Raw genomic sequence first — 6,794 nt, 5'->3', positions numbered from 1 at the left:
GCCGGACGGCGCGGAGCCTTGGCCGGACGGCGGCGGCGTGCCCGCGGGCTCCAGCGGACGCGGCGGTCCGGGGTCGCGCGGGGCGCCGGTGACGGCGGCCAGGCCCGATACCAGCCCGCCTCCGCCGCGCCGCATGGCGAGCTCCCCGTCCTCCGATAGCGAGAACGACACCGGGCCGCGGTTGGATGCCACCAGCACTTGGCTCATACCGGAAGGGTCTCAGTTGCGACCGGGGCGCTCCACAGTGACCCGCGTGGTTTCCGCCACGGCCGGACCCCCTGGATTAGCGCGGCGCGCCGAGGGTAGACGGGCGGAATGAGCAGGTCCGAGACGAGGAAGACCGTGCTCGTCGCCGGTGCGGCCAACCTCGTCCTCGCGATCACCAAGCTGATCGCCGGCCTGCTGGCCGGGTCCAGCGCGATGCTCGCGGAAGGCGCCCACTCGATCGCCGACACCCTCAACCAGAGCTTCCTGTTCGCCTCGCTGCGGCGCAGCGAACGTCCCCCCGACAAGCGCCACCCCTTCGGATACGGCAACGAGCGGTACGTCTGGTCGCTGCTCGCCGCGTTCGGGATCTTCATCGCCGGAGCCGGGTTCTCGATCTTCGAGGGGATCCTGACCATGACCGGCCACGGCGGCACCGGCACGGCGGTCTGGCTCGCCTACGCCGTGCTCGCCCTCGCCGCCGTCCTGGAGGGGGCGTCCTTGATCCGCGCCTTCCACCAGGCGCGCATGGAGACCCGCGAATCGGACCACGAACTGGTCGAACACGTCCGCCGGTCGCCCGACCTGACGTTCAAGACCGCGCTGTTCGAGGACAGCGCCGCGATGATCGGGATCGCGCTCGCCGCCGGCGGGCTGGTGCTCCGGCAGATCACCGGGTCGGAGTTCTGGGACGGGCTCGCGTCCGTCCTCATCGGGGTGCTGCTCGCCGGGCTGGCGCTGCTGATCGGGCGGGAGAGCACCGTCCTGCTCATCGGGCGGGCGGCCGACCCGGAGGCGCAGCGCGAGATCCGCGCGGAGATCCTCGGCGCGCCCGGCGTGACCGGCGTGGACGAGCTGCTCACCATGCACTTCGGGCCCGAGCAGCTGCTCGTCGCCGCCAAGGTCCACTTCTCCGACGCCATCAGCGCCGACCAGGCCGAGGACGTCGCGGGGGAGATCGACCGGCGGCTCCGGGAGCGGCTCCCCATCGTCCGGCACGTGTTCCTCGACCCGACCCAGCGCTTCGTGCGCAAGGAGTCGCCCGCGTGATCAAGACCTCGGCCGGGTAATGTCTCACTCGGTGGACCTACCTGTCTGGCATCCGGTCAGTTCATGTAAAGTCACGCATACGAGCCAAAGCGCTCGTAGTCGAACAACTGAATACCGCTCATCCAGAGGGGTGGAGGGACCGGCCCTGTGAAGCCCCGGCAACCACCCGGCTGAGGCGCGCTCGCGATCCTGCGAGGCCGGCCGGGAGATGGTGCCAACTCCGGCCTGCGACCAAGGTGGCGCAGGAAAGATGGGGAGAAAGGCCTCGCTTTCATGGCACTCACGCCTGCCACAGACCTCGGACCGGCTACCGCCCTCGTCTGCCGCGAATGCGGCTCCACCCGCGACCTCGGGCCCTTCTACGCCTGCGAGGAGTGTTTCGGCCCCCTGGAGATCGCCTACGACTTCGGGGGCGTCACCAGGGAGTCCATCGAGTCCGGGCCGCGCAACATCTGGCGGTACCGGGGGCTGCTGCCCGTCCCGTCCAACGTCGCGGACACGCCCAACACCGAGCCCGGCCTGACCCGCCTCGTCCGCGCCGACAACCTCGCGGAGAGCCTCGGGCTGCAGAGCCTGTGGGTGAAGGACGACAGCGGCAACCCGACCCACTCGTTCAAGGACCGCGTCGTCGCCGTCGCGCTCGCCGCCGCCCGCGAACTCGGCTTCAAGGTGCTGGCCTGCCCGTCCACCGGCAACCTCGCCAACGCGGTCGCCGCCGCCGCGGCCCGCGCCGGGATCCGCAGCGCCGTGTTCGTCCCGTCGAACCTCGAAGCCCAGAAGATCATCACGACGGCCGTGTACGGCGGGACGTTCGTGACCGTCGACGGCAACTACGACGACGTCAACCGGCTCGCCTCCGAGATCGCCGGCGAGCAGGACGACTGGGCGTTCGTGAACGTCAACGTCCGCCCCTACTACGCGGAGGGCTCCAAGACGCTCGGCTACGAGATCGCCGAGCAGCTCGGCTGGCGGCTCCCGGACCAGATCGTCGTCCCGGTCGCGTCCGGCTCCCAGCTCACCAAGATCGACAAGGCGTTCCAAGAGCTGATCAAGCTCGGCCTGGTCGAGGACCGGCCGTACCGCGTGTTCGGCGCCCAGGCCGCCGGCTGCGGCCCGGTCGCCGCCGCGTTCAAGGCCGGGCACGACGTGGTCCGCCCGGTGAAGCCCGACACGATCGCCAAGTCCCTCGCCATCGGCAACCCCGCCGACGGCCCCTACGTCCTGGACATCGCCCGCCGCACGAACGGCGCCGTCGAGGACGTCACCGACGCCGAGGTCGTCGAGGGCATCCGCCTCCTCGCCCGGACCGAGGGGATCTTCGGCGAGACCGCCGGCGGCGTCACCGTCGCCACCCTCCGCAAGCTGATCGGCGCGGGCACCCTCGACCCGTCCGCCGAGACCGTGATCATCAACTCCGGGGACGGCCTGAAGACCCTGGACGCCGTCTCCCCGGTCGTCGCACCGTCCGCGAACATCGTCCCGTCCCTGGAGGCGTTCCGCGCCGCCGGCCTCGCCTGAGAAAAGGAGCATCCATGAGCGTTTCCGTGCGCATCCCGACGATCCTGCGGACCTACACCGGCGGCGAGTCCGAGGTGAAGGCCGAGGGCGCCACCCTGCGCGCCGTCGTCGCCGACCTGGAGACGAACTACAGCGGTATCTCCGCCCGCATCCTGGACGACGCGGGCAAGATCCGCCGCTTCGTGAACGTCTACGTCGGCGACGAGGACGTCCGCTTCGCCGACGGCCTCGACACCCCCACCCCTGACGGCGCCCAGATCTCCATCATCCCCGCCGTCGCCGGCGGCTGACGCCCGCGGTGGCCCGGCCGACCCGCGGCCGGGCCACCGACGCACCGTCCCGAACGCCGTCCCCGCCATTTCACTCATCCGGAACCGCTGATTCCGCACGGCGACTCATTGTCAGGCCGTCCCCCTTCGGGAATCATTGCGGTCGATCCCGTAACAGTCGTCGACGCTACCGGCAATAAGCATGGGGTTACGGGCGCGGACTGCCGGAGGAGGGCGAGATGAGTGCTCCCGGGGACTGGGCGATCGGCTGGCTCCTTGTGTGGGGCGTGGCCGTCGGATTTCTGTGGCTCCCGCGTCGGTACAGCTCATGGGTGGTGCGCATAGCGGGAACGAGCTTTGTCCGTGCCGGCCTCTTCACGCTGGCGGTGCACCTGGTGGGTGCTCTGCTGTTCATTTCCGCGACATTTCTCATCGACGACCTGCTCGTGACGGATTCCCCGACGTGGCCTGCCGCCGTCCTGTTCGTGCTGGCGGGCATGGTCTATTCACCGTTCGTGGGCATGGGGTTGCACGTACGGAACCTGGACCCGGTCGGGGACATCCGGCTAGCCCTCAAAGAAGCCGGTGCGACGCTCGGGCAGGAACGGGCGGTTGCCTGGACGGGCGGACTGCTGGCGTTCTTCGGGATGACGGCCATTTTTCTCGCCACGCTGGCCCTTTTCGGATGACTGACGCCGCCGACATCGGCCCCACCGCCGACAATCTCCGCGAAGCCGGTGGACAGCGTGACGATTGAAGGGCGCGCATGGTGCGAGTCGCCCGCAACTCCGTCCTGACCACTGGCCGGCTCGCCACGCCGCTCGCTCGATGGCCGTCTGTGCGCTCCCTGCATCGTGGGCGACGGAGTGATCGTTGAGCGGCTCGCGTTGATGACGCGCTGGGCTCCTCTTACCTTTGATTGTGGGACGTCCGGAACAGACCGTCGCTCGGCGCCCCAAGCCGGTGCACGTGTTCGCGATCGCTGCGCGGATGGATGCGGACGATCACGCACCGTGGGGTGCGGCGACACGCCTGCGAGGTTCCCGGAGTGGTTTCGCCGCAGGTGGGAAGGGGTCTGGGCAGGTAGGCGACGCTTCCGCCGGCGAGGATGTGTGGCGCTTGCACTCGGCAGGGTAGAGTGCTAAACAAACGGTTGGCACTCTGCTGTGGAGAGTGACAACTTCACAGTCTGGGTCGGGGCGATGAGGCCTCACTCCGGCGGCGGAATGGCAGTCGTCGGCGGGGGCCGTCCGTCGCGGGCGTCGGCTCGATCCGTCTAAGCCACCTTGTTCCGGGAGGACTGGAGCCTATGGCTGCAAAGATGATCGCGTTCGACGAGGAGGCCCGCCGCGGTCTCGAGCGCGGCATGAACCAGCTGGCCGATGCCGTAAAAGTGACCCTTGGTCCGAAGGGTCGCAACGTCGTGCTGGAGAAGAAGTGGGGCGCTCCCACGATCACCAACGACGGTGTGTCGATCGCCAAGGAGATCGAGCTCGAGGACGCGTGGGAGAAGATCGGCGCGGAGCTCGTCAAGGAGGTCGCGAAGAAGACCGACGACGTCGCCGGTGACGGCACCACCACCGCGACCGTGCTGGCCCAGGCGCTGGTGCGCGAGGGCCTGCGGAACGTGGCGGCGGGCGCGAACCCGATGTCCCTGAAGCGGGGCATCGAGGCCGCGGTCGAGCGCGTCAGCGAGGAGCTCTCCAAGCTGGCCAAGGACGTGGAGACCAAGGAGCAGATCGCCTCCACGGCGTCCATCTCCGCGGGCGACCCGCAGATCGGCGAGATGATCGCCGAGGCGATGGACAAGGTCGGCAAGGAAGGCGTCATCACGGTCGAGGAGAGCCAGACCTTCGGTCTGGAGCTCGAGCTCACCGAGGGGATGCGCTTCGACAAGGGCTACATCTCGCACTACTTCGTGACCGACCCCGAGCGGATGGAGGCGGTCCTCGAGGACCCGTACATCCTGATCGTTCAGGGCAAGGCTTCGGCCAACAAGGACCTGCTGCCCGTCCTCGAGGGCGTCATGCAGTCCGGCAAGCCGCTGCTGATCATCGCGGAGGACGTCGAGGGCGAGGCCCTGGCCACCCTGGTCGTCAACAAGATCCGCGGCATCTTCAAGTCCGTGGCCGTGAAGGCGCCGGGCTTCGGCGACCGCCGCAAGGCCATGCTGGGCGACATCGCCACGCTGACCGGCGGCCAGGTCATCAGCGAGGACGTGGGTCTCAAGCTGGAGAACACCACGACCGACATGCTGGGCCGTGCCCGCAAGGTCGTCGTCACCAAGGACGAGACCACCATCGTGGACGGCGCCGGTGACGCCAACGAGATCGCCGGCCGGGTCAACCAGATCCGCACCGAGATCGACAACACCGACTCCGACTACGACCGCGAGAAGCTCCAGGAGCGCCTGGCCAAGCTCGCGGGCGGTGTCGCGGTCATCAAGGCCGGCGCCGCGACGGAGGTCGAGCTCAAGGAGCGCAAGCACCGCATCGAGGACGCCGTCCGCAACGCCAAGGCCGCGGTCGAGGAGGGCATCGTCCCCGGCGGTGGCGTGGCGCTGCTGCAGGCCGGCACCAAGGCGTTCGACAAGCTGGAGCTGTCGGGCGACGAGGCCACCGGTGCGAACATCGTCAAGCGCGCTCTGGAGGAGCCGCTGAAGCAGATCGCCGTCAACGCCGGCCTCGAGGGCGGCGTCGTGGTGGAGCGGGTCCGCAACCTGACCCCGGGTGAGGGCCTCAACGCCGCCAGCGGCGACTACGTCAACATGTTCGAGTCGGGCATCATCGACCCGGCCAAGGTGACCCGGTCCGCGCTGCAGAACGCCTCGTCGATCGCCGCGCTGTTCCTGACCACCGAGGCCGTCATCGCCGAGAAGCCCGAGAAGAACCCGGCCCCGGCGGGCGGCATGCCCGACGCCGGCGGCATGGACTTCTGATCGGCGCCGCGTAGCCAACGCGACATCAGGGGCGGTCCCCAGGGGCCGCCCCTTTTGCGTGCGCACCCGTCCCCGGCCGCGCATGCCCGCGTTGCCGGACGACTGCGGCCGAGCACGGCGACCTCCGAGCAACCGGTTGTGACGAGCCCGGTGGACACCTTCGGACCGGGGCGTGTGAGCCCGATGTGCTGCGGTCAACGGTCAAGACGCCGGCCGAAGCGATGATGTACGCGGAGGCCGATGCGGTGCGCGATGCCGATTACGGGGCGGCGCTCGGACGAGCAGGTAAGAGGCGTAATGGCCGCCGGTCCCCGGATCGGGACACTCGCGCCGGCACGGTGGGGCCGATGATCCCGAGCTGCGGTCCGGGTCGTACTTCCCGAGTGGCTGTTGGAGCGGCGCCGCCGGGACGAGCAGGCCCTGGTCAACGCGGCGGGCATGTCACATCTGCTGAGGTGGCGACGCGCCAGGTGGACACTCCGGTGGAGCAGATGGGCATCAAGGGCATCTGCAAAGGCCAGCTCTCGAAGATGTCCAAAGCGCTGGACGCGCAGGGAGCAGCGTGACGCAAGTGGCCGCTGGAGAGCGGGCCTGACCTGCTCCGGTGGATTACCAAGGCGATGGCCACGCAGTCGGCACTGTCGCGATTCCCTGACTGCTTCGCTCTCTTCGGGACGTGGCCACCTGTACGGACGTAGATGTGGTGGGGCGCGAGCCTGTAGCTGCGCACTGACTCTGGAAGGAGACTGGCCGTCCGGGTTGTGTTCTGGCGGTCTTGGTCGCGGACGCGCTACGACGAATCGCGGGGACGAGTG

At 69.2% G+C, this 6,794-nt stretch carries 6 protein-coding genes, 1 pseudogene and 1 riboswitch; of the genes and pseudogenes, 6 read left to right on the top strand and 1 reads right to left on the bottom strand.

Annotated elements, in window-relative coordinates:
• The coding region (locus ACIWVC_RS21085) for a hypothetical protein (protein WP_396450307.1) at nt 1-207 on the bottom strand (207 nt) is incomplete at its 3' end.
• A gap of 108 nt (nt 208-315) precedes the next feature.
• Between ACIWVC_RS21085 and ACIWVC_RS21080 the strand changes: the two genes are divergently transcribed.
• The 6 genes and pseudogenes from ACIWVC_RS21080 to ACIWVC_RS21055 form a co-directional block, all read left to right on the top strand.
• A complete protein-coding gene (locus ACIWVC_RS21080; protein ID WP_396450305.1) occupies nt 316-1,254 on the top strand; it encodes a cation diffusion facilitator family transporter in 939 nt (312 codons plus the stop codon).
• 115 nt (nt 1,255-1,369) lie between these two features.
• Nucleotides 1,370-1,511, top strand: a riboswitch (SAM riboswitch).
• Nucleotides 1,512-1,527: 16 nt separating this feature from the next.
• Nucleotides 1,528-2,772, top strand: a complete 1,245-nt coding sequence (thrC, locus tag ACIWVC_RS21075; RefSeq protein WP_396450303.1) for a threonine synthase — start codon at nt 1,528-1,530, stop codon at nt 2,770-2,772.
• A gap of 14 nt (nt 2,773-2,786) precedes the next feature.
• Complete coding sequence (locus ACIWVC_RS21070) at nt 2,787-3,062, top strand: MoaD/ThiS family protein (RefSeq protein WP_396450301.1); 276 nt, start codon at nt 2,787-2,789, stop codon at nt 3,060-3,062.
• A 218-nt stretch (nt 3,063-3,280) separates the two neighbouring features.
• Nucleotides 3,281-3,730 (top strand): hypothetical protein, encoded by a 450-nt coding sequence (locus ACIWVC_RS21065; protein ID WP_396454455.1) that lies wholly within the window; start codon nt 3,281-3,283, stop codon nt 3,728-3,730.
• A gap of 620 nt (nt 3,731-4,350) precedes the next feature.
• A complete protein-coding gene (groL, locus tag ACIWVC_RS21060) occupies nt 4,351-5,979 on the top strand; it encodes a chaperonin GroEL (RefSeq protein WP_396454454.1) in 1,629 nt (542 codons plus the stop codon).
• A 179-nt stretch (nt 5,980-6,158) separates the two neighbouring features.
• A pseudogene (locus tag ACIWVC_RS21055) lies at nt 6,159-6,545 on the top strand (transposase); the annotation flags it as partial.
• Nucleotides 6,546-6,794 lie beyond the last annotated feature (249 nt).

Source organism: Actinomadura sp., from assembly GCF_044508335.1.
Lineage (GTDB): Bacteria > Actinomycetota > Actinomycetes > Streptosporangiales > Streptosporangiaceae > Spirillospora.
The sequence above is the reverse complement of the archived record's forward strand: the minus strand, read 5'-3'. Positions and strand labels throughout refer to the sequence as shown.